The 25,223-nt window shown below is 57.8% G+C and carries 27 protein-coding genes and 1 tRNA gene; 13 read left to right on the forward strand and 15 right to left on the reverse strand.

What is annotated here, in order from left to right; genetic code table 11:
- Positions 1-21 precede the first annotated feature (21 nt).
- The 3 genes from CBB62_01455 to CBB62_01465 form a co-directional block, all read right to left on the reverse strand.
- Entirely contained in the window at positions 22-744 is a 723-nt protein-coding gene (locus CBB62_01455; protein ID OUT41060.1) for a hypothetical protein, read from the reverse strand.
- Between the two features lie 190 nt (positions 745-934).
- On the reverse strand, positions 935-3,496 hold the full coding sequence (locus tag CBB62_01460; GenBank protein OUT42580.1) for a glycosyl transferase family 1: 2,562 nt from the start codon (positions 3,494-3,496) through the stop codon (positions 935-937).
- A 4-nt stretch (positions 3,497-3,500) separates the two neighbouring features.
- Positions 3,501-4,229: an ABC transporter gene (locus CBB62_01465; GenBank protein ID OUT41061.1), complete on the reverse strand. Its 729-nt coding sequence runs from the start codon at positions 4,227-4,229 to the stop codon at positions 3,501-3,503.
- 19 nt (positions 4,230-4,248) lie between these two features.
- Between CBB62_01465 and CBB62_01470 the strand changes: the two genes are divergently transcribed.
- From CBB62_01470 to CBB62_01490, 5 genes are all read left to right on the forward strand, one after another.
- Positions 4,249-4,962 carry a hypothetical protein gene (locus CBB62_01470; protein ID OUT42581.1) on the forward strand — a complete coding sequence of 238 codons (714 nt, stop codon included), beginning with the start codon at positions 4,249-4,251 and terminating at the stop codon, positions 4,960-4,962.
- Positions 4,963-5,070: 108 nt separating this feature from the next.
- On the forward strand, positions 5,071-6,210 hold the full coding sequence (locus CBB62_01475; GenBank protein ID OUT41062.1) for a hypothetical protein: 1,140 nt from the start codon (positions 5,071-5,073) through the stop codon (positions 6,208-6,210).
- Positions 6,211-6,236: 26 nt separating this feature from the next.
- Positions 6,237-7,289, forward strand: a complete 1,053-nt coding sequence (locus CBB62_01480) for an NADP(H)-dependent aldo-keto reductase (protein ID OUT41063.1) — start codon at positions 6,237-6,239, stop codon at positions 7,287-7,289.
- Entirely contained in the window at positions 7,231-7,851 is a 621-nt protein-coding gene (locus tag CBB62_01485; protein ID OUT41064.1) for a 2'-5' RNA ligase, read from the forward strand. The genes CBB62_01480 and CBB62_01485 overlap by 59 nt, the downstream gene beginning before the upstream one ends.
- Positions 7,852-7,990: 139 nt before the next feature.
- Positions 7,991-8,152 carry a YqaE/Pmp3 family membrane protein gene (locus CBB62_01490; GenBank protein ID OUT41065.1) on the forward strand — a complete coding sequence of 54 codons (162 nt, stop codon included), beginning with the start codon at positions 7,991-7,993 and terminating at the stop codon, positions 8,150-8,152.
- Between the two features lie 24 nt (positions 8,153-8,176).
- Here the strand turns inward: CBB62_01490 and CBB62_01495 are convergent, their stop codons facing one another.
- Positions 8,177-9,100 (reverse strand): hypothetical protein, encoded by a 924-nt coding sequence (locus CBB62_01495; protein ID OUT41066.1) that lies wholly within the window; start codon positions 9,098-9,100, stop codon positions 8,177-8,179.
- A gap of 264 nt (positions 9,101-9,364) precedes the next feature.
- Between CBB62_01495 and CBB62_01500 the strand changes: the two genes are divergently transcribed.
- A complete protein-coding gene (locus CBB62_01500; GenBank protein ID OUT42582.1) occupies positions 9,365-9,511 on the forward strand; it encodes a hypothetical protein in 147 nt (48 codons plus the stop codon).
- A gap of 25 nt (positions 9,512-9,536) precedes the next feature.
- On the opposite strand, the gene CBB62_01505 is transcribed toward CBB62_01500, so the two are convergent.
- From CBB62_01505 to CBB62_01525, 5 genes are all read right to left on the reverse strand, one after another.
- Complete coding sequence (locus CBB62_01505) at positions 9,537-9,902, reverse strand: hypothetical protein (protein OUT41067.1); 366 nt, start codon at positions 9,900-9,902, stop codon at positions 9,537-9,539.
- Positions 9,895-10,086, reverse strand: coding sequence for a hypothetical protein (locus CBB62_01510; GenBank protein OUT41068.1), 192 nt, complete (start codon positions 10,084-10,086; stop codon positions 9,895-9,897). Before CBB62_01510 ends, CBB62_01505 begins: the two co-directional genes overlap by 8 nt.
- A gap of 42 nt (positions 10,087-10,128) precedes the next feature.
- Positions 10,129-10,920, reverse strand: coding sequence for a hypothetical protein (locus tag CBB62_01515; GenBank protein OUT41069.1), 792 nt, complete (start codon positions 10,918-10,920; stop codon positions 10,129-10,131).
- A gap of 80 nt (positions 10,921-11,000) precedes the next feature.
- The gene (locus CBB62_01520) at positions 11,001-11,909 is read right to left on the reverse strand and encodes a thioredoxin (GenBank protein OUT42583.1); all 909 of its coding nucleotides are present in this window, start codon (positions 11,907-11,909) and stop codon (positions 11,001-11,003) included.
- A gap of 188 nt (positions 11,910-12,097) precedes the next feature.
- Positions 12,098-12,604 (reverse strand): hypothetical protein, encoded by a 507-nt coding sequence (locus CBB62_01525; protein ID OUT42584.1) that lies wholly within the window; start codon positions 12,602-12,604, stop codon positions 12,098-12,100.
- 203 nt (positions 12,605-12,807) lie between these two features.
- Here CBB62_01525 and CBB62_01530 point away from each other — a divergent pair.
- Together CBB62_01530 and CBB62_01535 are read left to right on the forward strand one after the other, a co-directional pair.
- Positions 12,808-12,882 (forward strand) — tRNA-Gly (locus CBB62_01530).
- 128 nt (positions 12,883-13,010) lie between these two features.
- Positions 13,011-13,985, forward strand: coding sequence for a UDP-glucose 4-epimerase GalE (locus CBB62_01535; GenBank protein ID OUT42585.1), 975 nt, complete (start codon positions 13,011-13,013; stop codon positions 13,983-13,985).
- Between the two features lie 9 nt (positions 13,986-13,994).
- Here the strand turns inward: CBB62_01535 and CBB62_01540 are convergent, their stop codons facing one another.
- Positions 13,995-14,525, reverse strand: a complete 531-nt coding sequence (locus CBB62_01540) for a hypothetical protein (GenBank protein ID OUT41070.1) — start codon at positions 14,523-14,525, stop codon at positions 13,995-13,997.
- 254 nt (positions 14,526-14,779) lie between these two features.
- Here CBB62_01540 and CBB62_01545 point away from each other — a divergent pair, with 254 nt between their 5' ends.
- Positions 14,780-16,480, forward strand: a complete 1,701-nt coding sequence (locus CBB62_01545) for a hypothetical protein (protein OUT41071.1) — start codon at positions 14,780-14,782, stop codon at positions 16,478-16,480.
- Here the strand turns inward: CBB62_01545 and CBB62_01550 are convergent.
- From CBB62_01550 to CBB62_01560, 3 genes are all read right to left on the reverse strand, one after another.
- Positions 16,474-17,730 carry a transcription termination factor Rho gene (locus tag CBB62_01550; GenBank protein OUT41072.1) on the reverse strand — a complete coding sequence of 419 codons (1,257 nt, stop codon included), beginning with the start codon at positions 17,728-17,730 and terminating at the stop codon, positions 16,474-16,476. The two genes, CBB62_01545 and CBB62_01550, sit on opposite strands and share 7 nt — an antisense overlap.
- A gap of 425 nt (positions 17,731-18,155) precedes the next feature.
- Positions 18,156-18,587 carry a TIGR00701 family protein gene (locus tag CBB62_01555; protein ID OUT41073.1) on the reverse strand — a complete coding sequence of 144 codons (432 nt, stop codon included), beginning with the start codon at positions 18,585-18,587 and terminating at the stop codon, positions 18,156-18,158.
- A gap of 7 nt (positions 18,588-18,594) precedes the next feature.
- Positions 18,595-19,698: a uroporphyrinogen decarboxylase gene (locus CBB62_01560; GenBank protein ID OUT42586.1), complete on the reverse strand. Its 1,104-nt coding sequence runs from the start codon at positions 19,696-19,698 to the stop codon at positions 18,595-18,597.
- Between the two features lie 601 nt (positions 19,699-20,299).
- On the opposite strand from CBB62_01560, the gene CBB62_01565 reads away from it, so the two are divergent.
- Positions 20,300-21,187 carry a phosphoenolpyruvate synthase regulatory protein gene (locus CBB62_01565; protein OUT41074.1) on the forward strand — a complete coding sequence of 296 codons (888 nt, stop codon included), beginning with the start codon at positions 20,300-20,302 and terminating at the stop codon, positions 21,185-21,187.
- A gap of 21 nt (positions 21,188-21,208) precedes the next feature.
- Positions 21,209-21,832 (forward strand): hypothetical protein, encoded by a 624-nt coding sequence (locus CBB62_01570; protein OUT41075.1) that lies wholly within the window; start codon positions 21,209-21,211, stop codon positions 21,830-21,832.
- Here CBB62_01570 and CBB62_01575 read toward each other — a convergent pair.
- Together CBB62_01575 and CBB62_01580 are read right to left on the reverse strand one after the other, a co-directional pair.
- Positions 21,764-23,053 (reverse strand): hypothetical protein, encoded by a 1,290-nt coding sequence (locus tag CBB62_01575; GenBank protein ID OUT41076.1) that lies wholly within the window; start codon positions 23,051-23,053, stop codon positions 21,764-21,766. The genes CBB62_01570 and CBB62_01575 overlap by 69 nt on opposite strands.
- A complete protein-coding gene (locus tag CBB62_01580) occupies positions 23,040-23,729 on the reverse strand; it encodes a hypothetical protein (GenBank protein ID OUT41077.1) in 690 nt (229 codons plus the stop codon). Before CBB62_01580 ends, CBB62_01575 begins: the two co-directional genes overlap by 14 nt.
- A 302-nt stretch (positions 23,730-24,031) precedes the next feature.
- Here CBB62_01580 and CBB62_01585 point away from each other — a divergent pair, with 302 nt between their 5' ends.
- The gene (locus CBB62_01585; protein ID OUT41078.1) at positions 24,032-24,538 is read left to right on the forward strand and encodes a hypothetical protein; all 507 of its coding nucleotides are present in this window, start codon (positions 24,032-24,034) and stop codon (positions 24,536-24,538) included.
- Positions 24,539-24,642: 104 nt separating this feature from the next.
- Positions 24,643-25,218 carry a protein-export chaperone SecB gene (locus CBB62_01590; GenBank protein ID OUT41079.1) on the forward strand — a complete coding sequence of 192 codons (576 nt, stop codon included), beginning with the start codon at positions 24,643-24,645 and terminating at the stop codon, positions 25,216-25,218.
- The last annotated feature ends 5 nt before the right edge of the window (positions 25,219-25,223 follow it).

Below are 25,223 nucleotides of genomic sequence, written 5' to 3' on the forward strand. Positions count from 1 at the left end.
TTTCTGGCTGTGGCCAGTGAATTATTCGCGGTTACCCATCAGCATCAGCATGAACTGGAACAGGTTGACGAAGTTGATGAACAGGCTGAGCGCACCCATGATGCCGAGGCGCTGGGCCATTTCACCACCACCAACTGCCAGATACATCTGCTTCTGGTTCTGGGTGTCATAGGCGGCAAGGCCGGTAAAGGCGATAACACCGATGATGCTGATCGCAAACTGCAGGGCTGATGACTGCAGGAAGATGTTCACCAGGCTGGCGATGATCAGGCCGATAACGCCCATGATCAGGAAGCCACCCATGGAAGCGAGATTCTTCCGGGTCGTGTAGCCATAGAGTGATGCACCGGCGAAGGTTGCCGCGGTGATGAAGAACACCCGTGCGAGACTCTCACCCGTATAGAGCATGAACACATAAGCCAGGGAGACACCCATCACTGCCGTAAATGCCCAGTAGAAGGCATGCAGACCGCCGAGCGACATCTTGTGCATACGGAAGTTGATAAAGAACAGCATGACAAGCGGCGCAAAGGCGACGACAAAGTTCAGGCCCGTGCCGTACAGCATGGCGCCAAGCGGCGTCATGACAGTGGCGAGTGCGGCAAGGCCGGCAACAGCGATACCGCCACCGACCATGTTGTAAACACGCAGCATGTGCTTGCGCAGACCCTCGTCAAAGCTGACACCTGTCGCGCCCTGACCGAAAACTGCGGATTGATTCTCGTTGGACCAACCGGTCGACATCGAGACACCTCCTCGAAAATTGAAACTGTTTACGGGGCAGATTTCAGCCCACCCCTTTCGATAACCGGGCTAATCCCATCATCGTGGTTATGAAAATGGGCAAACATGGTCGCCGGTTCAACCAAAATCGGACTATTTGCGACCGATTTCGGCAGACCCGTCATCAAATAAAGTTGATCAGCCGCCAGCATCAGTCATTGCGGAGCAGCGGGGCCGGTTTCTGGCCCAGCGCGTGCCAGGTACCGACAAAGCCGAGACCGATGGTGATCAGCCCGGCAATCAGCACCGTATTCACCACCGCCATCGGCAGGAAAAACCAGTCCATACCCATCATCTGGGTCAGCACCAGATAGGCAGTGATTGTGCCGACAACACCGGCAATCAGCGCCGTTGAAACACCCAGCAACCCGTATTCGATCAGGAATGCCCGCAGCACGGTCCAGCGGGTCGCCCCCAGCACCTTGAGCACCACGGCATCATAAATTCGGCGGCGATGCCCGGCGGCGATGGCACCGGCCAGCACCATGGTACCCGCAACCAGCGTCACGGCGGCGGTAGCCCGGACAGCAGTGGCGATATTGCCCAGCACCGTATTCACCGTATCGATGGCATCGGCGACCCGGATCAGGGAAATATTCGGGAATTGTGCCGGTATGCTGCGCTGGATATTCGCTTCCGCCGCGGGTGGTGCCTTGAGCGTCGCGAGCCATGTCTGCGGTGCGCCCTCAAGCAGGCCGGGCGCATAGATCAGGGTGAAGTTCATCTGCACCGTGCCCCAGTTGACCTCACGCACATGGGCGATCTCTGCGGTCACATTGCGGCCCAGAATGCTGACCGTGATCTCGTCACCCGGTCCGATACCGAACGCCTCGGCAATACTCTCCTCGACCGATACCAGCGGTGGGCCGTCGCGATTGGCCATGTAGTCAGACGGCCACCAGTCACCGGCGATGGTCTCACCCTGATTGACCGGCTCGGCGGTATAGGTGACGCCGCGATCACCGTTCAGCACCCATGCCTCATCGGGATTGACCACGGCCTTGCGCGCTTCAACGCCGTTCACCTGCATGATCCGCCCGCGCATCATCGGCGTGGCCCGGAAATCGGTCACACCCTCCTCCGCCTCGACCTGCTGACGGAACGGGTCGAGCTGATCGGGCTGAATATCAATGAAAAAGAAGGTCGGTGCACTGTCCGGGATTCGATCATTGACCGCGCGGGCAAAATTGCCCTCGATCAGCGCCACCGTCACCAGCACCGTCAGGCCGAGGCCAAGCGACAGCACCACGGTCGGTGCCGGGCTGCCCGGTCGGTGCAGATTGGTCAGCGCCAGACGCATGGTCGGCAACCGTGGTCGCCCAACGGCCTTGGCCGCACGAATGATCAGACCACCGGCGCTGTTGAACGCAACCAGCACCAGCACCGCCCCGGCGACAAAGGCCAGTGCGAATATCCGGTGATCGGCGGTCAGAATGGCGATACCACCGAGCAGCAGCGCCAGCGCGGCGGTGGCCAGCACATAGATGCGGCGCGGTTCCTGCCGGTTGTCCTGATACATTTCGCGGAAAATCGCCACCGCTGGCACATCACGGGCATAGCCAAGCGGCCAGACGGTGAAGGTCAAGGCGACCAGATACCCGAACAGGGCCGCCAGCAGCAGGCCGGGAATATCAAGCCCGATGGCAATACGGATCGGCAGAATGTCTTCCAGCAGCGTGCCCACCAGCAGCGGCACCGTACCACCGATAATCACACCCAGCGCCACACCGATACTGGCCAGCACCAGTACCTGCAGCAGATAGGCGCGGAAGATCAGTGAACCGGGCGCACCGACGCATTTCAGCATTGCTATGGTGCGGGATTTACCATCAAGATAGCCCTTGACCGCATTGCCGACACCGACACCGCCGACGAGCAGTGCAGTCAGCCCGGTCAGGGTCAGGAACATGGTCAGCCGGATGATGAAATCACGCAGACCGGGCGAGGCATTGCGGAAATCACGAACCCGCCACCCGGCATCGGGAAACGCCTCGGCAATCGCGCGGCGGGCCGAGGCCGGGGTCTCGCCATCCTTCAACAGCAGCCGATAATGGTGATAGGTCAGGCTGCCGGCCTGTACGAGACCGGATGCCATCATGGCATCAAGCGAGATCAGCACCCGTGGGCCGAGGGTAAAGGTACCGCCTGCCGCCCGGTCCGGCTCCCGATCGATGATGCCAGTGACCGTAAACTGCCGGTCGCCGAGTTCGATCTGATCGCCAACATCAAGGCCAAGGCGAATGAGCACGCCCTCTTCTACCACCGCGCCCCAATTATTGTCGGACTGTCGGTCTACAGAAGCGCTGAAATCCGCGCCATTGGTCAGTTCCACGGCACCATAGAGCGGATATTGCCCGTCCACGGATTTCAGCTCGACCAGCGTTGCCGATTGCGCGCCGAGACCGGTGGCACCCGGTATCCGCGCCATCGCCCGAATGTCGATGCCGGTGGAGAGCCTGCCCAGCGTTTCCAGAAATGCCTGCTGTTCCGGGGTTACCGGCTGATAGATCGTGCGCAGCACCACATCACCACCGAGAATGGCCCGACCGTCATTTTCCAGCCCGTCCAGAACCGCATTGGAGACCGAGCGTACCGCCGCAATCGCCGCGACACCGATCATCAGACACAGGATGAAGATACGAAACCCGGCAATACCACCGCGCAATTCACGGCGCGCAATGCGCCAGGCCATCGACCATGATGCTGCCCCCATGCTCTCACGCTCCCGCCGTCTGGACATGACCATCGACCAGACTGATCTGCTGGTCGCATTTCGCCGCCAGTGCGGGATCATGGGTAATCAGTACGATGGTCGTGCCGCGCTGTTGTGCCAGATCGAACATCAGCTGGATCACCTTATCACCGGTCGCACCATCGAGATTGCCGGTCGGCTCATCCGCCAATAACAGGCGCGGCTCGACCGCAAAGGCACGGGCCAGCGCCACACGCTGCTGCTCACCACCGGAAAGCTGGCCCGGATAATGGGCCAACCGATGGCCGAGGCCAACCAGCCCCAACTCCCTCTCCGCCACCTCAAAGGCATCCGCGCGCCCGGCAAATTCAAGGGGAATGGCAACATTCTCCAGCGCGGTCATGGTGGGGACGAGGTGGAATGCCTGAAACACGATGCCGATATTGTCCCGGCGGAATTCGGCCAGACCATCCTCATTCAGCGCTGACAGATCCTGCCCAACCACGGTCACGGTGCCGCTGGTCGGGCGCTCCAGACCGCCGATCACCATCATCATGGTGGATTTCCCCGATCCCGACGGCCCGACGATCGAGACCGTGCGCCCGGCCGGGATCGACAGATCAATTCCCTTCAGGATATTGACCGGACCGGCTTCACTACCAAGTGTTACATGAACGTCATTTAATCGAATGACGGCATCAGCCGCGCTATCATGGTCGGTAAGGTCGGATTTCGGGGAAGGATTATCGAGCATGTATAAACCGGATTATCAGATGAGCGCTGTTTCGCACTTGCAATATGGCGCTTTTGGGCAGGGATTCAAATTCAACAAGCCGTTATTTCTGCTGGTTTTGCTGAGCGTTATGGCGATCTGGATCGCCGCTACCGCCGCCGCACATGCCGCAGAACCCAAACGGATCATGCTGTTCGGTGACAGTCTGCTGGCCGGATATGGCCTGAGTGAGGCAGATGGATTTGCCAATCAGTTGCAAGCGGCGCTCGCCGAAAACGGGCAGGACGTGACCATTATCAATGCTTCTGTCTCCGGCGACACCACAGCAGGCGGGGTTTCCCGCCTCACCTGGTCGCTGGCCGACAACCCCGATCTGGTGATCCTGGCACTGGGCGGCAATGACATCCTGCGCGCCATCAATCCGGCCTCGACCCGCGCCAATATGGAAACCATGCTGCAGACCTTCGACCGTGAGGGCATACCCGTACTGGTCGCCGGTATGGTGGCACCGAAAAGCCTTGGGCCCGCATATGTCGCCGCCTTCGATCCGATCTATCCCGAGCTTGCCGACCAGTATGATGCGGCCTATTACCCGTTTCTGCTCGACGGCGTCGCCGGGGTACCGGCACTGAACCAGAATGATGGCATTCACCCGAACGGCAAGGGCGTCGCGCTGATGGTCGAGCGTATGCTGCCGGTGGTACTCGAGGCACTGGAACAGCTGTCCGCATCCACCGCTAACTCAAGTGGCTGAGTGCTCGGGCTTGCGGTATGAGACCAAAACCGTCTAAACCACACTAAAGGCATCAGCATGGACTGATGCGCTCGGCATACTGCCTGCTTCCCCCTAGACTGAACCCCTATGCACTCATCGGATATAAAAACCGGCCCGTTCCGCCTTGCCTCTGCCCGTGGTCAGGACTGGAAAGCCGTGGCCAAGCAATGCCTTGATGGCCTTGGCGAAATCGAGGGTGCGAATATCGGCTTCATCTACATGACCGATGCGCTGGTCGAGGATATGGAAAGCATCCTGACCCTGCTGCGTGGCATTACCGGGATCGAGGACTGGGTCGGCTCGGTCGGGATCGGGATTATCGCCGGTGCCGATGAAATTCTCGCCGAACCGGCCATGGCGCTGATGGTCGGCCACCTGCCAGCCTCCAGCTTCCATGTGTTCCGCCGCGATGCCCGCGGGTTTGTCGACCTCAGCAGCAGCGGCCCGTCGGTCGGGGGCTGGCTGGAAAGCCATGATGCCATGGCCGCCATCGTCCATGCCGATCCGCGCGATGCCGAACTGCCCTACCTCGTCACCGGCACGGCAGCCGATACCGGCGCATTTCTGGTCGGCGGGCTCAGCTCCTCCCGCGTGGCGCTGAAACAGGTCGCCAACAAGGTCTGGGAGAACGGGTTGAGCGGTGTACTGCTCGACCAGTCCGCCGGGGTTGGTACGGGTCTGACCCAGGCCTGCTCACCGATCAGCCCGGTGCGCCACATTACCGAATGCGAAGACAATATCGTCATGAGCGTCGACAACCGCCCCGCGCTTGAAGTGTTCAAGAGCGACGTTGCCGCCGCCCTCTCGGGTTCCGAGGAACAGATCGAGGCCCATGTTTTTGCTGCCCTGCCGGTTGAAGGCTCGGATACAGCAGATTATCTGGTACGGAACATCCTCGGCGTTGATGAAGAACGCGGGTGGATTGCCATTTCCGAAGAGGTCGAGGAGGGCCAGCCCCTCCAGTTCGTCCAGCGCAATACCTATGCCGCCATGGCGGATATGGAAAACATGCTGCGCAGCCTGAAAAAACGTGTGCCCAATCCACGCGGTGCCGTGTACTTCTCCTGTCTCTCACGGGGCGTACATATGTTTGGCCCGGACAGCGCGGAAGTACGTGCAATTCTCGACAGCTTCCCGGACCTGCCGATCATCGGCCTGTTCGCCAATGGCGAAATCAATCACGACCGGCTGTACAGCCATACGGGTGTGCTGCTGCTCTTCACATAACAGCCTTCACAAATCGGGGTTCTCCGATGCAATACCGTACGCTGGGTCGCACTGACCTGAAAGTCTCAGAAATCTGTCTCGGCACAATGACCTGGGGGGATCAGAATACCCTCGAGGAAGGCCATGAACAGATGGATTACGCCCTCGATCAGGGCATCAATTTCTTCGATACCGCCGAAATGTATTCGGTGCCACCCAAGGCTGAAACATACGGACGTACGGAAACCATTATCGGTGAGTGGTTCAGCGCCCGTCAGAACCGGGACAAGGTGATACTGGCCTCCAAAATGCTCGGGCGCGCGCCGCATTTTGATTGGGTGCGCAACGGTAATACCCGCTCCGACCGCGCCAATGTGGTGGAAGCGCTGGATAACAGCCTGCGACGCCTGCAGACCGATTACATCGACATCTATCAGCTGCACTGGCCCGACCGCCCGGCCAACCGGTTCGGCAAGCTGGGGTTCGAGTATGACGAACAGGCAGAGCGCGAAGCCAACGCCGTGCCGATCCTCGAGACGCTGGAAGCGCTCGCCGAACAGATCAAGGCCGGCAAGATCCGCCATATCGGTCTGTCGAATGATACCCCCTGGGGCGTCATGAAATATCTGCATTATGCGGAAACCAAAGGACTGCCACGGGTGGTTTCGGTGCAAAACCCGTATAACCTCCTGAACCGCACCTATGAGGTTGGTCTCGCCGAAATCTCGATCCGCGAGGACATTGCCTGCCTGCCCTATTCACCGCTCGCCGGTGGCCAGCTCTCGGGCAAATATATCGGCGGCGCCCGCCCGCCCGGCGCCCGACGCACCATCGACCCGCGCAAATCCCGCTATGGCAGCGATGAGGCGGAAGCGGCGACCGAGGCATATGTCAATCTCGCCAAGGACCATGGCCTTGATCCGAACCAGATGGCGATCGCCTATTGCATCCGCCAGCCATTCGTCACCTCGACCATCATCGGGGCGACCAGCATGGATTATCTGAAGACCGATATTGCCAGCATCGACCTCACGCTGAGCAATGAGGTACTGGCCGGGATCGAGGCGATCCACCAGCGCTACCCAAACCCCGGCCCTTGAAGTCAGAGCCATGATGCGTCTGTTTGTCGGCATCAAACTGCCCGAGCAGCACAAGCAAACCCTGAACCGGTTTCAGAACGGTTTGCCCGATGCCCGCTGGACAGCACCGGAAAACCTGCATCTGACCTTGCGCTTTATCGGTGAGATCGAGGAGCCACAGGCCGAGGATCTGCATGATGCCCTCATGCACGTCAGCGCCCCGGCCTTTCCCCTGAAAATCGCCGGTGCGGGTTATTTCGCCTCTGGCAAACGTCCCAGAACCCTCTGGGCCGGCGTGGAGAACGCCGAGGCCGGTCTCGACTTCCTGCAGTCCAAGATCGAGCGGGCAGCCCAGAAAAGCGGGCTGGAACCCGAAGGCAGACGCTTTACCCCCCATGTCACGCTCGGACGGGTTACGGCCAGCCCGATGAACCGCCTCGATGCCTATGTGGCCGACAACGCCGCGCTCAGTCTGCCGGTATGGACGGTGGAATATTTCACCCTGTTCGAAAGCACGCTCGGCAAGTCGCAGGCAAGCTACCGGGCACTGGCGGATTATCCGCTGATCGGTGCCATGCTGTAGTGCTTGCCGCAATAACCATCATAACCATTAGTGGAACCAAAAGCCGGGCAAACCGTTGATAGGGCAGAACATGAACAAACCAAAGGGTGTTTAAATGTCTTATCAATCACCATCGACTGATCCATCTACTGACAGCGCAATGGGTGACCTGCTGCGCATCATTCTGGCAATTATCCTGCCGCCGCTGGGTGTGTTTTTCGAGGTTGGTCTGGGCAAACACTTCTGGCTCAACATTCTGCTGACCATTCTGGGTTATATCCCGGGTATCGTCCACGCGGTCTATATCATCGCCCGACGCTAGGTTGAGTGATGATCAGTCAGGGGTTTAATCCTGATTGATGTTTTCAAGATCAAACGCGGCCTCGGATCGCAGCCATTCCATCATGGCTCTGATCCGGGGCCGTTTTGCGTCCGCCTCGGTGGTAACCACATAATAGGCGTAATCCGCCGGGCGACTATGGGCGAACGGTCGGATAAGGCGACCCTTGCGCAGATGCTTTGACACCAGTGCGGTCCGACCCAGCGCTACCCCATGCCCGGCCAGCGCCGCCTGATAGACAAGGCCGGAGTTGGTGAACTTGATCCCCCCGGCCGGCGCCCCCTTGGATACCCCCAGATCGCGGAACCAGCGGTCCCATTTCAGGGCCGGCTCATCATCATTGGTATCGACGTCATGGATCAGCACATGATCCAGCAGGTCATCGGGATTGCGTAAAGGGTGACGCGCCAGTACCTGCGGCGCACAGACTGGAAACACCTCCTCACGCATCAGGAGTTCTGTCACCAGCCCCGGATAATGACCGCGACCATAAAACAGGGAAATATCGGTCAGGCCGGAGCGCGGATCAGGTGTCGGCCATGAACTGTTTACCGTCAATTCAATCTCGGGATGTGACTGCAGCAGCCGTCCGAGGCGCGGCATCAACCACATCAGCGCCGGTGTCGGGCCGATGCCAAGGCGTAACGCACCTGCCACCGGCTCATCGGCAAGACCACCCACCGCCCGCGCCATATGGGCAAGGCCGCGGGTCAGGTCGGGCAGCATCTGGTTACCGGCTTCGGTCAGCACCAGTCCGCGCGGCTTCCGCTCGAACAAGGTGACATCCAGCATCGCTTCCAGCTGCTTTACCTGATGGCTGACCGCCGCCGGGGTCACATTCAACTCATCCGCCGCTCTCGCAAAGCCACCAAGCCGGGCTGCCGCCTCAAAGGCGCGGAGTGAATTGAGCGGTGGGAGCGGTTTAGCCATGCCCGAAATCTACCAGAGAAGGCTTAAAATACCTAATGCTTAGGGCAAGTTCTTTCCGGTTGTTGTTTAGCTCTGTTAGGGCAAAATGTAGACAACGCAACAAAGACAACCAACAGTTCAACCTATAACAGAGGAGTTCAGGTTATGTCGGTCTTGAAACAGTCAGTACTTGTTGGAAAAACCTGCGGCCTCGGTGATGGTACATTTCCGGTCGCAACAACCACTGAAAAACTGCACCCGCTGGATCTGAGTGCTCGTGTTGAGATGGTACTCGACACCCTGTCGGTGTGGAATACCCGCCGCCGTCAGCGCCAGCAACTGCGCACACTGCCCGATAACATGCTGCGCGACATCGGTGTCAGCCGCCTCGATGCGGAAGCCGAAGCCGCCAAGCCGTTCTGGCAGGCCTGATACAGGCCCACCCTACCTTACTCAGTCAGCGGGATTTTCCCGCTGCTGACAGGGCCCGCAGATAGGCAGGCCACAAAATCGCATGATCCCTGGCAAGGTCATGCAGCGTCTCCCAGGTATATAGCCCGGTCGCATGGCCGTCGGAGAACGTGATCCGGATGGCGTAATGCCCAACGGGATCGATCTGCTCGATCATCACATCCGCCTTGCCACTCACCAGCTTCTTCTGATCCGGCCCATGCCCCTGCACCTCCGCAGACGGGCTCTCGACCCGCAAATATTCGGCAGCGAGGCTATGGGTTTCGAGATTGTCCCCGCGCTCGAAATCAAGCTCCACCGACTTCCGATCGGCAGCAACACGGATAGCGGATACGGTGAGTTCCTCAACCATCAAGCGACCTTGCCTCTTCCGCGATCATGATCGGGATGCCGTCACGGATCGGGAAGGCGAGACGGGCGCGGTCCGAGATCAGTTCCTGTGCCTCGCGGTCATAGCGCAAATGACCACGGGTAACCGGGCAGACCAGTATCTCGAGCAGTTTCGGATCAACGGCGGTGGCATCTGTATTGGCCATGGCGGGCACCCTTCGGTGTGGTGGTTGTTCTTATGGTTCAAACTAGTGGCGAATGGCCGGGGCGTCATCACCCTGATGTGCCGCCATATCAATCAGCGTCTGCATTATCTCAGCCCGGCTGTTCAGGTCGGGCGCTTCGAGCAGCGCCTGTTTCTCGCCCGGCGCAAAGGGGCAGATCATGCAAAGGGTCGTGACCAGCTTGTCATCCGGGGTGCGTTCGATCGCTTCCCAATCAGCGGACAGCCCATGCAGGTCAAAGAATGTCTTGAGGCTCGGGATCAGCTGGTCGCGGTTGATCACACCACTGTCCGAGCTGGCCTCTTGCAGCATCAGCAGATCATGACCGTACTCGTCCCATGATACATCGACTGTGCGATAACCGCCGGACGCAACCGGGTGCTCATTGACGATGCGGAAGCGCGACAGACCCTTGAGCACGACGATATAGCGTCCATCGTCAGTTTCCTCAAACTGCACGATGCGCCCGACACAGCCGGTTTCATACAGCGCCGGGGTTTTGACGCTGGGTTTTTCCGGCTCACCGCGCAGGGCGGACAGCTCGCGCTCGACTGCTTCGGGATCGACGCGTTCGTCATCCGGGTCCGTTACCCCGGCCAGACCACCGAAATTATCCCGCTCATTCGGCTGTACCGGCTGCACCATGCCGACCAGCCGACCATTGCGCAGGGCATGGTCAATCATGGCGATATAGCGGGGCTCAAAAATATTCAGCGGCAGCGAGCCATCAGGCAGCAGCAAGACGCCGGTAAGCGGAAATACCGGTATCGTCGCTGGCAGCTCGCCAGATTTCGGATCAAAGATATTGTCAGTCATAGGCCCCTATCAGCACCGATCCGACACCATACCAGCGCCCGACCAGACGCTGGAATAATTAGTCATATAGTTGGATTGGCCTAGGAGAACAGGACCGATGACAATTTCCGGCGATATTTCGAGGTCAGCTCATGACCCGGGCCGAGGGTTTCGAAATATTTCAGCAGCTGCTGGCGCGCGGCCCCTTCCTGCCACTCCCGGTCGAGACCGATGCTGTCGAGCAGGGTGTCCATGGCGAGCTCATGCTGACCGGCGGTAAAGGCGGCAATCGCCAGATCGAGGCGCGCCTGATGATCATCGGGATTGGCATCCACCGCCGCCTGCAGCTCGGTGAGTGGCCCGGCATCGGCGGCCTGTTCGGCCACCTCAATCGCTGATTTCGCCGCCATGATGTCGCTGTCGACCGCGAGGTTCGGCGGCAGTTCGGCGAGCAGTTCCTTGGCCGCCTCGGTCTCACCCATGGCCAGCAGGGCACGGGCAGCACCGGCCAGCGCCTTGGCATGGTCGCCATTCTCGGCCAGCACACTGGCGAACAGCTCATAAGCCTGTTCCGGGTCATCGCCCTCAAGCGCGGCATTGCCCTGTTCAACCATGGCATCGAGCGGCAGGGTGGCCGGCCCGGCCAGCTTGGCCACCTTGGTCACAAATTCGCGGATCTGGCTTTCGGGCTGTGCGCCCATGAAGGCATCGACCGGGCGACCCTGATACAGGGCAAATACCGTCGGCAGGGATTGCACCTGCAGCATCTGGCACAGTTCCGGGTTCTGGTCGGCATTGATCTTGGCGAGACGAACCGCACCGCGGGTCTCGGCAATCACCTTTTCCAGAATGGGGGTGAGCTGTTTACACGGACCGCACCAGTCGGCCCAGAAATCAATCAACACCGGCCGTTCCATCGAGGCATTGATGACCTCGGCCTCGAACTCGGCGATGGTGACATCGATAATATCGGCACCGGTCGGTGCGGTACCGCCAGTGCTGCCAGCCATGGGCTGACCCGCCTCATCCGTCACCGATTGCGCAGGCTTGGGGGCTGAATTGTTACCGATGATAAGATCCATGATCTGTTCCGTTTGTATGGATACATTCGACGTTTTGTGATGGGTAACAGATTGGGCCGCCCATGCCAAACAACAAGGGCGCAACCCGTCATTGCATCAGAGAGTTTATCTGTTGATTACGCTGCATCGCGCTCGGGAATGCCGGTGACAAGAGGCTCATGACCGGTATGGCGCAGGAAGGTCAGCAGGTCGTCCGGCGCAATGCCCACCGTCTGGTCATTGACCAGCGGGTGACAATTCACCATCTCCGCCTCAATCAGCGTCTCGTCGAGCACCACGGAAACCATGTTCTGCCGGTCATTGATCGCACCGAATGGCGTGACGGCACCGGGGCGCACACCCCAATGCTCGAATAAGAGTTCGGGTCTGGCGAAGGAAACCCGACCGGCACCGATCTGTTTTGCCAGCGTATTGAGGTCAACCCGGCGATCCTCCTGCACCGTGATCATCCAGAGCTGGCCCTTCTTGTTCTTCACAAACAGGTTCTTGATATGGGCACCACGGATTTCACCGCGCAGGGACTGGCTGTCCTCGACCGTAAACAGCGGCGCGTGGTGGTGGCGCTCATAGGCAAGGCCGAGCTGATCCAGTACCGCCAGCAAATCATCGGCAGAGGTTGGCAGGGGCGTATCGGCAAGCGCGTTATCGCTGCTGTTTTCAGTCATCAAAACGTTTCCGGGTATCGGTTCAGAGGAAAATTCTGCTGCAGAAATCCATGTTTACCGGGGTGTCGGCGAAGAATCATCAAATTCTTTGAAGATTCATGCCGACAGGTACTTGCATCTTTTGAAACAGGGTGTATATAGTCGCCGCCGCAGAACGGAGTGCGGGTGTAGCTCAGGGGTAGAGCGCAACCTTGCCAAGGTTGAAGTCGTGAGTTCGAATCTCATCACCCGCTCCATTTTGCCAGCAAGTCCATAGGTAGCGCGTTGGTTTCCCGTTCTCAGGGGTGCATGGCCAGCGCGTTTTTTTGTGCCTGATGTCTCGCGCCAAGCATTAAGGACCGATCACGTGAGTAGTGATAAGCATATTCTCGTCACCGGCGGCGCAGGCTATATCGGCAGTCATGCCTGCAAGGCATTGAGGGCAGCTGGTTATACACCGGTGGTTTATGACAATCTCTCCACCGGTAATCGCTGGGCCGTGCAATGGGGCCCGTTCGAGCAGGGCGATGTTCTCGATCGTGACCGGCTGCAGGCGGTAATCGAGACCTATAAACCGCTGGGCATCATGCATTTTGCAGCCCTGACCCTGGTCGGTGAATCCGTCAAAAATCCGGCACTGTATTATCACGTCAATGTCACCGGTGCGCTCAACCTGATCGAGCTGTGCCGCGCCCATGACATCCGGGCCTTTGTGTTCTCCTCCACCTGTGCGGTTTATGGCCAGCCGGAACAGCAGCCGATTGACGAGGACCTGCCGCCAGCGCCGATCAATCCCTATGGCGCCAGCAAGCTGATGGTCGAGAATATCCTCGCTGATTACAGCCAAGCCTATGATCTGCGCTATATGGCGCTGCGCTATTTCAACGCCGCCGGGGCCGATCCGGCGGGCGAGATCGGTGAACACCGAGCGGTTGAAACCCATCTTATCCCGCTGATGCTCGACGCTGTCACCGGCAGCCGCGAGCCGCTGACCATTTTCGGCGATGATTACGCCACTGCCGATGGCACCGCCATTCGCGACTATATCCACGTCACCGACCTCGCCGAGGCGCATCTGCGCGCCCTCAACCTGCTGCTTGAGGATTGCCCAAGTGCAACCGTCAATCTCGGCACCGGGCGCGGCATATCGGTGAAACAGGTGCTGGATACTGCCGAACGGATTACCGGTCGCGCGGTGCCATACAGCATGGGCGCGCGGCGTGAGGGCGACCCGGCAGCGCTGGTAGCCAATCCGGCACGAGCGGAAAAACTGCTCGGACCCGGACTGACCCAACGGTCGTCACTGGACACGATTATCGAAACCGCCTGGCAATGGCAGCAGAAACGACCAGCGGTTTAAGCAGGGTTTTCAGGCCGGTTGATCGGCCATGCGCACCACCGGTACCGGCAGCAGCGATGCCAGCGCCGTTGGCATGGTCATCTGCCAGCCACCGGATCTTGATGGGGTGCCGGTGCGGGCAGGTCGGACAGGGCTATGGTCGGTCGCATGGGCAATCGACATCATGCGTTTGCGGATCATGCCGTCACCGGCAGGCAGCAGGATGTGCTCGATCCCCGGTTTGCGGCTCAACAGGCTGGCCATGGTCTGGGTCTGTGACGTGCCGACAATCAGCATCGGGGTCTGGCTGTTACAGCGCGAATGGCGGCGATAGCGCCAGATAAGCGCCACCTCCTCCATCGTCTGCGGCTCCATCGTCACCAGCACATCAAACCGGTAACAGTTCATCAAACGACCGAAAAACCGGTCTGTCGGCGCAATCTCGATGGAAAAACCGCGATCAGACGGCAACACCTGCTGGGCCGAACGTCGTTGTTCAGCATCAGGGGCATAACAGAGAATATGTGTCGGCCAGTTGTCCATGAACAAATAATGGGTCATTAAACAACAAGTACAATATAAATTTATTAGCTTTAATTATGACTAATTATAGCCTGAAAACCGATAAAATCTTACTCAATCACCAAATTGTTTTTATCCATGGCTTTCGCTAGAATCCCCGGACATCGATGGGGCGGCACCTGCCATATCAACGGGCCATATCCAAAGAGCCATGTCAAACGTCAGAGACCCACGCGCGTACAACCATCATGTCAGGCAAATCATCAGGGTCAGGCCCGCTCAGTGACGCAGGATTGAAGCAGATTGCCTCTCTGGCCCATGGCAACGGCATTGATGGCAAGAAGGTCAAGTTGCTGCAGGCCAAGGAAGGCACTGCCACCCTGCGCGGTCAGCTGACCATCCAGATTGCCGGCAAGGTCAGCACCAAACGCAATGTCGGCGATCCGCCTGACGGCATTACCATCTGCGGTACCAAGCATGACTGGCAGCAGCGGGCCAAAACCGCCAGTCAGGAAGCAGGCAAGGATCCGCAACTGCGTGACCAGCTGATTGATCTGATTATGAAGCAGCCCGGCAAGGGCTGGGGCTTCCAGACTGACAAGCTCAAGCTGCCCACCTCCAATGTCTCGTTTGGGTTTGTGCAGGTCTGTGACGATTGTCACGGGCAGGGCATGATTATCTGTCCTACCTGCCGTGGTGAATCATGGTTGCCCTGCCGCCCCTGTAACGCTCGTGGCACGGTCAACTGCACCGCCTGTAACCGCACAGGACAGGTCAAGACCGCGACCGGCACCGTGCCTTGTAACGAATGCCGTGGCACCGGCGAGATGCAGTGCGATCAGTGTATCGGCAAGGGCCGGGTGATGTGCCAAATGTGTCATGGCAAAACCCAGATCGGTTGTGACACCTGCCAGCGTCATGGCCGCTTTACCCATATCGCCGATGTTAATCTGGTCGGTCGGGCTGCCTTCAAAATGGCGCCAAAGGATATTCCACCGCCCATGGTCCGGGTGTTCAAGACCCAGCCACCAACAGTGATCGATCAGGAACAGGCAGAGATCGAGATCATCGATCAGAAAGCCGGCCCGGAAGGGTTGATACTCAACTACAGCGCCACCTTCCCGCTGGCGCAGATTCAGGTCGGTCTCGGCAAGAACAAGATACCGGCTACAATCTTCGGCAATCGCCATCGGCTCGGCGGCATGCCACCTTTCCTCGACAAGATGATCGAACCGGGTCTGCAGGCGCTGGAAAAGGCCGGACAAGGCAAGGGCAATGTGGCCGGGCATATCCAGCAGGCAACCAAATACCGGGTGCTCAAGCTGGCAGTGGTACAGGCGCTGGCTGGTCGTGGCGATCTGGAACGCTATCTGGTCGAGCGGTTCCCGCTGGCGCTGACACCGAAAACCGGCAAGCACATTGATAACCTGCTCGATAAGGCATTCCTGCACATCACCCGTTATCCACGGATGAAGGCAGTATTTGGCGGTATGCTGCTCAGCCCGCTCATCAGCTTTGGTGCCTATTCACTGCCGATCAGGAATATTGCGATCAAAGCCACCGCCCAGCCCATGGCCGGCTGGGTATTCGATGCGATCATTCCATTGATGTCATTGGCCTTTACCTTCATGGCCACCCGCTATGTTTCGGGTCGGGCATTGCAGCTCTCTTTGCCGTCACTGTTCAACGAGGCCATGGAAGAGGCTTATAAACAGGCAACGGAAATGCCTCAGGAAACCGGACAGGGCATGTCCGGTGCGGTCCTGTTGGCCGATACCGATGAGGATGAAGAAGAGGCCGAAGCTGGCGAAACCAAGGGCAAGAGCGGGTCATTGTTCCTGCTCGCGCTTATCGGTGTGCCATTGCTCAGCTTTGCCGGGATGATCGGCGCAATCTATTACGGCGGCGTTCAGCCCGACTGGTTGCCGATGATCCAGCATTACCTGCCGATCCAGCTGCCGCCACCGCCAGTGCCGCCGGTTTCGGCTTACTGATTCATCGACTGGAAGAAATCGTCGTTGTTTTTGGTCTGCTTCAGCTTGTCGAGCAGGAAGTCCATGCTGTCGGTGGTACCCATCGGCATGAGGATACGACGCAGCATCCACATCTTGGCCAGTGCGCCCTTGTCGACCAGCAGCTCTTCCTTACGGGTACCGGATTTGCCAACATCAATGGCCGGGAAGGTACGCTTGTCGGCGAGCTTGCGATCCATGACGATCTCGGCGTTACCGGTGCCCTTGAACTCCTCGAAGATAACCTCATCCATCCGGCTGCCGGTATCGATCAGGGCAGAGGCGATAATGGTCAGCGACCCGCCTTCCTCGATATTACGGGCGGCACCGAAGAAACGCTTCGGACGCTGCAGGGCATTGGCATCGACACCACCGGTCAGAACCTTGCCGGATGATGGAACAACGGTGTTATAGGCACGCGCCAGACGGGTGATACTGTCGAGCAGGATCACAACATCGCGCTTGTGCTCAACCAGACGTTTGGCCTTCTCGATCACCATTTCCGCAACCGCAACGTGGCGGGTTGCCGGCTCATCGAAGGTTGAGGAAATCACCTCACCCTTCACCGAACGGGCCATATCGGTCACTTCCTCGGGCCGCTCATCGATCAGCAGAACGATCAGATAGGCTTCCGGGTGGTTTGCCTCGATCGACGATGCGATCGATTGCAGCATGATGGTTTTACCGGTCCGTGGCGGTGCGACCAGCAGGGCACGCTGGCCCTTGCCGAGTGGCGCAACCAGCTCGATCACCCGCGGGGTGTAATCTTTCTTGGTCGGATTATCGATCTCGAGATTGAGTTTCTCATCCGGGTAAAGCGGTGTCAGGTTGTCGAAATTGATCCGGTGGCGGAGTTTTTCCGGCTCATCGAAATTGACCGTATTGACCTTGAGCATGGCGAAATAGCGCTCGCCATCCTTCGGTGCCCGAATTTCACCCTCAACCGTATCACCGGTACGCAGACCGAAACGACGGATCTGGCTTGGCGAGACGTAAATATCATCGGGGCCTGGCAGATAGTTTGATTCCGGTGAGCGGAGGAAACCGAAACCGTCCTGCAGAACCTCAAGCACACCATTGCCGAAGATCGACACGTCATTCGAGGCGAGTTGCTGCAGGATCGCAAACATCATGTCCTGCTTACGCAGGCTGCTGGCGTTCTCGATCTCGAGCTCTTCAGCAAATGCGAGTAGTTCCTGTGGGGTTTTTTCTTTGAGGTCTTGAAGGTTCATCGGGGTAATCGATCGGATATGGTTTTTGGGCTGGTTATCTCGTCAGGATCAACGCTGGCAATGTCATGGAAAAACGGGGAAGAGAGGAATTTTTCAAAATCGTCATCCGGATCAACCGGAAGCCGGAAAAGAAATCCAAACCGGTATTTCTGACGACTGCCTATAGAAACTTTGCGGGCTGATACTTACAGAACTGGTCGGGGGGACCGCCGACAGTCATGGTGGTGATATGGGCTGTTGTTCATGGCTCCCTCCATCGGAGAACCAGCATCGCCTCTAACTCGTAACCGCTTCTGACGGTCGAATTCACTCATCATGCTTATCGGGATGAGTCCAAAACTATGTCAGAGCGGCCAGCAGGTCAATGGTATTTGATAAACCATGCAAACAGCCGATCGGTTCCATCGCATATGGATCGGACCAGATCAGAACGGTTGGACAACCACCAGGATCACAATCACGATCAGGATGACCGTCGGTACCTCATTGGCGATGCGGAAGAATTTCGATGATCGGGTCGAACTGCCATCAGCCAGTTCCCGGCGCCATTTACCGCAAGCTCCCTGAAAACCGCTCAACAACAGAACCAGTGTAATCTTGGCATGTAGCCAACCGGCTTCTAGCCAGCCGGGATTGAGCGCAACCAGTGAAATACCGAATACCCAGGTCGCAATCATCGCCGGGTTCATGATGTATTTCAGCAGTTTGCGTTCCATCACCTGAAAGGTCTCGGCCTGTGGCCCGGTCAGACCGTTTTCCACGTGATAGACGTACAGCCGCGGCAGATAGAAAAGTCCGGCCATCCACGCAATCAGTGAGATGATATGCGCGGCCTTAACCCAGAGATAAAAATCCATGATCAGGTCAATCCATTGCCATCATTTCAGCAGCTGCCGCGAGATTGGAGAAGCGGCGGCAGAGATCAGCGACATATTCCACATGGCGAACCGGTGTGGATTTATGCAGGCCATGACCGACATTGAGGATGAATGGACGGTCACACATACGCAGCATGATGGTTTCAGCGGCTTTTTTCAGTGAATCACCACCGGCCAGAACCGCAGCAGGATCGATATTGCCCTGTACCGGCATCAGCATCGACAGGTGATCATAGGCGTATTGCGGCGTCACCTTCTCATCGATGTGGATCGCATTGATCCCGGTTACCTTTGCGTAATGCTGGTAATTCTCACCAACGCCGCGTGGATAGCCGATGATCGGAATTTTCGGATGCTTGGCTTTCAGCAGTTTGACCAGACGCTGCGTTGGTCGCACGACAAGGGTGTCATAAAGCACTGGCGGCAGCACACCGGCATGACTGTCAAATATCATGATCGCCTCGGCACCGCCCTTGATCTGGGCTGACAGAAACTCGACCGTGGTCTCGATAATCACGGTCAGCAGACCGTTGAAGCCACGTGGATCGCGATAGGCCCATTTCTTGGCCATGGCGAAGTCCTTGCTGCCACCGCCCTCGACCATATAGGTCGCGACAGTCCATGGCGCACCGGCAAAACCGATCAGGGCCACATCATCCGGCAGACCCTTTTTCGCCAGCTTGGCGGCTTCCGTCGCATGAGCGAGACGTTCAACAATCAGCTTCGGATTGAGCTTGCCCATATCGTTGAATTCACGGATCGGGTCGAGCTTGGGCCCGCTGCCATCAACAAATTCCAGTTTCTGCTGGAGCGCATAGGGCACCATCAGAATATCCGAAAACAGAATTGCCGCATCGGGATGGAACCGGCGCACCGGTTGCAGTGTTACCTCGGATGCATAGGCGGGATTGGTAACCATATCGAGGAAGCCGCCCGCCTTGGCGCGCAAAGTGCGGTATTCTTCCATATAGCGACCGGCTTGGCGCAGGAACCAGAAGGCGGGACGTTCGGCAATGTCACCATCAACGATTTCCAGAAACAGCTTGGCCGGTGGTGGCGCTTCCGGTTCTGCCGCCTGCTGCTGGCCCATTGGCTTGCCATCGGCATCGAGCATGGGTTCGTCACTGGTTGGTGTGGATTGTCCAAAATCACCTGACATGGAAGGCTGGTCCCCGAAAAATTCTGCCAAAGCATAAACATACAGGCTTAACGCCGATGAGAGAACATCTGATCGTCAAGGCAGGCATGAAAGTGTCCGTTTCGGCGCGTCGGGTCAATACGCTCGGACCCAATACATAATTATTAATTTATTAATAAGGATTTGTTGTTGTTAGTGGATGCCTGTGGGTTCCGGGGATTCATTTTTATGCACGGCATATCCACATGCAGTACACGGGCCGGGTGATGTTTCCCGTGGCCTGTGGACCAGCATGTTGGTAATTCGATAGCAATGCTTTATGAACCGCAGAAATCCAATTAGTTGATACAGGATTTCATCATTGGGGATTACGGTCCCGGTGAGCCATGAATGCACATACTCATCCACCGCTGTGGGGAGATGTCGGTAAACTGCTCCACTGGGGGATAGGCGTATGGTAGATATTAAAGAGAAGGTGCACAGTTCTGGCCATGCCAGTGTTCACACCGCTTTATCCACTGGTTATCCCGGTTCTTTTCCTAAAACGATCCCCATGACGATTACCCCATCAGCCGATGGCAACGGTGCCGGAAAACGAAAATTCCACCTGCATCTTATATCGGACAGCAGTGGAGAAACCATTAACAGCGTCGGTCGCGCTGCCATTTCGCAGTTCGATAATGTCGAACCGATCGAGCATTTCTGGAACCTCGTCCGTACCGAACGTCAGCTCGCCCTCGTGATCGAGGAGATCGAGCGTTGCCCCGGTATCGTGCTGGTAACCATTGTTGATGATGTCCTGCGCAGCAAACTGGTTGAGCGTTGCCGTGAGCTGCAGGTTCCCTGCGTGCCGGTGCTCGATCCGGTGATGAATGCCTTTGCGCTTTATCTCGATCAGGAGCGCCATTCCGAGCCGGGCCGCCAGCACACTCTTGATGCTGCCTATTTCCACCGGATCGAAGCAATGGATTTTGCCCTGTCCAATGATGATGGCCAGATGGGTCAGCGGCTGCATGAGGCCGATGTGGTACTGGTCGGTGTCTCGCGTACCTCCAAGACCCCGACCTGCATCTATCTCGGTAACCGCGCGGTCAAGGCAGCGAACATCCCCTATGTCCCCGGTTCACCATTGCCGGAAGCCCTGCATGAGGCAACGAAACCGTTGATCGTTGGCCTGACCAAGGATCCCGACCGCCTCGTCCAGATCCGGCAGCAGCGCCTGCGGATGCTGAAGCAGGATGAGGACACGGACTACGCCAATCCCGATAAGGTGCGGGCAGAAGTGTTAGAAGCCCGACGCTATTTTGCCAAGCATGGCTGGCCAGTGATTGATGTGACCCGTCGCTCGATCGAGGAGACAGCAGCGGAAATTATGATGCTGTTGTCGCGCAAACGCGCCAAGGCAATCGAAGCCGCTACTGGCGGCAAAACCGATAACTGATCTCTGGAAGTTCCCCGTATCATGAGTTTTGTCTCTGCCCCACTGGTGCTGGCATCAGGGTCCAGCGCACGCCGTCAGATGCTGGAGGCGGTTGGCCTCGATCCGATCATTGCGCCTGCTGCGGTGGATGAGGATGAGGTCAAGGCATCCTGTAAACAGGCCGGTCTGACCGCTGCCGAAACCGCCGAAGCCCTGGCCGAAACCAAGGCCCAGCGCGTTGCCGCGAAATATCCCGATCATTATGTGCTTGGCTGCGACCAGATCATGTCGCTGTCGGTTACCGGCGAGGAAACCCGCTGGTTCGACAAGCCGAAGGATGCCAATGATCTGAAAAATCATCTCGAGACCATCAGTGGCAAAACCCATCATCTGGAGACGGCAGCGGTATTGCTCTATCGCGGTGCCCGTATCTGGCATCAGGTAACCCGTCCCGCCCTGACCGTGCGCCGGTTATCGCCTGAGTTTATCGATGCCTATATCGCGGCGGGCGGCGATGATCTGTTGGCTTGTGTTGGCGGTTATCAGATTGAAGGACTTGGCCCGCATCTGTTTACCCGGATTGAGGGGGATGAATTTTCAATCCGTGGTCTGCCATTGCTGGCGCTGCTCGGGTTCCTGCGCGATCGCAATGTTGTGCCCGGGTGATGAATTGCTGCTGACCGGTACCGGCAGGGCAACTTTGGGCAATAGCAGCCAGTAACGACCACTGCTTTTCATATTGCCGGCTCTTTCCTCGGCATCGCTGCCATAGCCCCAGAACACATCACCGCGCACCGCGCCGCGAATGGCACCGCCGGTATCCTGTGCCATCATCAGACGTTGCAGACGCTTGCCCGGCTGCATGGGATCATCGGCATCAAGAAACACCGGCACGCCATAGGGCAGTAATGAACGATCAATCGCCAGGCTGCGCCCTGCGGTCAGGGCAACACCCTCGCCGCCGATCGGTCCCTCGCCCTCAATCTCCCGGAAGAAAACATAGGACGGGTTGCTGTTCATGATCTCATCGGCACGGTCCGGGTTGCGCTTCAACCAGTCACGGATCGACTGCAGCGAGACGTTTTCTCTGGTCAACTCACCCTGATCGATCAGGGTCCGGCCGATTGCCACATAGGGGTGGCCGTTCTGGGCAGCATAGCCGACGCGCATTTCATCGCCATCATCAAGCAGGATACGTCCGGAACCCTGTATCTGCAGGAAGAAGGCTTCCACCGGATCGGCCACATAGACCAGCGGTTCAAGTTCGCTGGCACTTTGTCCGGCTACGATTTCGCCGCGATCCTCATAGGGTTTCAGCTGACCATTGATAATCCGCCCGGCAATCCGCCGACCCTTGAGGTCATCGCGAAAATCGCCGAGTTGCACCATGACCAGATCACCCGGGCGCTGATAAAGCGGGGTGTGATAAAGCGATGAACGGGTGCGGCTGCCTTCCAGTGATGCTTCGTAATAGCCGGTGAACAACCCGTCACGGCTGCCGGTTTCATCCTGCACGCTGTAGGGGTTGAAGACGGCTTCGAGGGCTTTTCTGAAATCAGCCGGTTGCTCGGGATCGGTGCTGAGCACGATCTGACAGGCGCGCTGCCATTTGCCGGCAATGCCCGCGAGACCCGACGGACCGACTTTTGCGGTCGGGCTGCGCCGGTTCATGACCGCGCATGATCGCTCCAGTGCCGGGCGCATTTCGGCGACATTATCATGCTTCCAGCCGGGCAGGTCGGACCACTGCGCCGGGATCAGATCGGCGCGGGCAGGAATATCAGTAGTATCGTCGGTTGCGGCGCAGGCTGACAGCAGGAGTACGGTCAGGATACCAAGGAGACGGCAGAGAGAGTTTCCCGCGCTGCCAGAATTAAGGGTCGACACGGGTCTCGATCAGTTTCCAGTTCGGATTATCGCTGTTTATCGGGCGGGCAAAGGTCCAGATATCGGTGATTTCAACCGTTGCCGGTTCCGCATCCTTGCCCTCATGTTCCGCTTGTTCACGGGTCAGTTCATTGACCTGATCGGAAATGATCCGGACCGTGATTTCCAGCATGTTGTTATTGGTTTTGGCCTCGATGATCGAGATGTCATGAACTTCCTTAATCTCAGTGCTCAGGGTTTCATTGGCCTCAGCCCGATCATCGATGGCAGCTGCAAAATCCTGATAGATATTGTCATCAAGCAGGGTGCTCAGCGTGTCCTTGTCATTTGCAGCGAAGGCCTCGACGATCATCGGGAATGCCACCCTCACACCACTGGTGAAGTGATCCTCGTCAAACTGGCCATCAATCATATGGATGCGCTTGAGCTGTTCGTTGACCGATACCGGCAGATCATCATCGCCGGTGTTCAGCACTGCCTGACTGGGATTGTCATAGCCCGGCAGGGTGATGACATTGTCACGCTCACCGCCCTTGGCATCACGCGGTGTGTTGTTGTCACGCTTGAATGTATGAGAACCGCGGAATTCATCGCCTTCGTTCTTCTGCCCAAGAACGCTGTTGAGCCGTGCGATCAACAAACCCGCGATAACGGCAAAGATAATAAGTTCGATCATGTATGATGCCTGAATGGATGCCCGTTTTACTCGACTGATCTCATGGGTAACGGCGTTAGGACCAGATTCCAAGCCTTACGCTGTTACCAGTGATGTAAACCGATTTCCAGTGTCCCCGTTAGTAGCCAGCCATAAAATACGTTACCTCTAACGTGGTATAAAGAACAGGGTTTGCCAGTCCTGATGCGGCTCTGATCGTGAAAAACTGGCAAAACCGTCCGGTAAATGTTCTTGTTCGCGGCAATAATAATCCTATCTGGGCATTATAACTGTCCGGCAAGGACGAATTTCGAAAGAAGCCGATGCCAGCTCTGATCCTGTTTCTCCTCTTTCCGATTTTAGAAATTTCGCTGTTTATCATGGTCGGCGATGAAATCGGTATTTCCGGTGTGCTGCTGTGGATTCTGGGTTCCGCCATCCTCGGTGTCGGGCTGATCCGTGCCCAGGGCCAGCATATGATCGACCAGGCCCGGACCACGGTGCAGAACCGTGACGAACCGATGGCCGAGGCGATAACTGGTCTGGCGGCCATTGTTGGCGGTATCCTGCTGATCATTCCGGGTTTTCTGACCGATATAATCGGCCTTGCCTTCGCCTTGCCGGGGCTGCGCAACATCACCAGTGATTGGCTGCACAAGAGTCTGAGCAAACGGGCGCAGACCGGATCAGCCGGTGGTCATGCACATGAGCAGCCGTTTCCCGGCCAGCCGCGACAGGAGCCACCGCGGCAATCAACCGGCGCAGGCGTTGTCATCGAGGGCGATTATACGGTTGTCGATGACGCCAATGATCCCCGGCAACAGGGCTGATTTTAGCGCCGCTGCCATGGCTCAAGGTTGAGTTGGGCGCGGCTTCATGTTAGCCCGACCCGACCAAACAGTTTTCGTCCATCACATAAATTGGAAAATCTCGCATGTCTGACGCCACCAATGATCAACCCGGTACCGGGGCACCAGCGCAGGGCCAGCAAGGCCCGGTCGCGCCGATAACAATTCTGGCCCAGTACACCAAGGATCTGTCCTTCGAGAGCCCGAAGGCTCCGGCCAGCCTCGCCGCCGCTGCCCAGCGTCCGCCGCAGGTTGAGATCAATGTGGATGTGCAGGCCCGTGACATGCAGAACGAGGTCTATGAAGTGGTCCTGCGTATTGTCGCGACCGCTCGCCCGGCTCCGGCCGAGGGTCAGGCACCAACCGAAGAGCAAAAAGAAACAGTGTTCCTGCTCGACCTGTCATATGCCGGTCTGTTCCGTCTGCAGGGTCTGAAGGAAGAAATGCGCAAGCCGGTCCTGCTGATCGAGGCGCCACGCCTGCTGTTCCCGTTCGCGCGTGAAATCATGGCCAATACCTCCCGTCAGGGCGGCTTCCCGCCACTGCTGATCAATCCGGTTGATTTTGCTGATCTCTATCGTCGTCAGAACGGTGCCCAGGCTGCCGCGCAGGGTCAGGCAAACGGTGTTGCCGCTGCCAATGCAGATGAACCGGTAATCTGATCCGT

The sequence above is a fragment of the Micavibrio sp. TMED2 genome, from assembly GCA_002168225.1.
Lineage (GTDB): Bacteria > Pseudomonadota > Alphaproteobacteria > TMED2 > TMED2 > TMED2.